The organism is Streptomyces echinoruber, assembly GCF_014651135.1.
Classification (GTDB): Bacteria; Actinomycetota; Actinomycetes; order Streptomycetales; family Streptomycetaceae; genus Streptomyces; species Streptomyces echinoruber.
In genome coordinates this window covers 1-956 of sequence record NZ_BMWH01000095.1, presented here as the reverse complement: position 1 = coordinate 956, position 956 = coordinate 1, and the positions used below count along the sequence as shown (strand labels likewise).

General features: G+C 72.5%; 1 protein-coding gene and 1 pseudogene. Both read left to right on the top strand.

The genetic code is table 11. From position 1 onward, the window contains the following. Positions 1 to 294: DUF6507 family protein (locus IE225_RS32705; RefSeq protein ID WP_190061288.1), on the top strand; the 294-nt coding region annotated here is incomplete at its 5' end. Next, positions 291 to 956, top strand: a pseudogene (locus tag IE225_RS32700) (ADP-ribosyltransferase); the annotation flags it as partial. The gene IE225_RS32705 and the pseudogene IE225_RS32700, both read left to right, overlap by 4 nt.

Sequence of the window (956 nt, the reverse complement as noted above, 5' to 3'; positions counted from 1 at the left end):
GCGGCGGAGAGTGCGGGGACGGTCTCCGCGGACGCCCCGGCCCAGGGCGGCTCCGGCTCGGGCTCGGGGGGTAAGGGGCAGGCGGGGGGTCTGGTGGCGCTGGCGCTGGCGCAGTACGCGGAGCGGGCGTCGAAGGACCTGCAGTGGATCGCGGCGCGGGCGGGCAAGTCGCTGCAGGGGGCGGCGGACGCGACCACCGCGTACCTGCACGGCGATGAGGAGATGGCGGCGCGGGCGCAGCGGGCGGCGCTGGCGGCGCCGAAGGTGGACCTGCCGGGGGTGGGCCGGGCGTGATCAACCCGGAGGCGATACCGCAGTACACCGGTGACCTGGGGAAGCTGGAGGAGGCCTGCGGCGGGCTGAAGGCGGACGCGGGGCACATCCGCGGCACCGGCCGGGACGTGCATGCCCGGTTCCAGGGGCTTTCGGCCTACTACCGGGCGCCGGAGGCGGAGCAGCTGTTCGCCACCACCCGGCCGGTCAAGGAGCGGGCGGACGACTTCGCGGGGGATCTGGAGACGGTGGCCTCCGCGCTGGCGGCGTACGCGGCGGAGGTGCGGCCGCTGGCGGCGAAGCTCAAGGAGCTGAAGCAGAAGGCGCAGACCTTCGTCGCCGAGACCAAGCAGGATGAGGACTGGCAGTACGACGGGGACAAGGTCGCCGAGCACAACCGGCTGCGGGATGAGGTCACGCAGACGGTGGCGGCGTTCTGGGCGGCGGAGCGGGCCTGCCACAACAAGATCACGGCGTTGTGGGGCGGGACGCAGATGGTGGCCGGGGACGGCTCCAACCGCCCCGACCAGTACGGCTTCAACGCCGCGGATTTGAAGAACGCCAAGGTGCCGTGGGGCGATCCGGTGGAGGAAAAGCACCACTGGTGGGAGGTCGGGCACTGGGTGAAGTCCTTCGTGTGGGACGGCATCGTGGTGGACGGCATCTGGGGCACGATCAAGGGC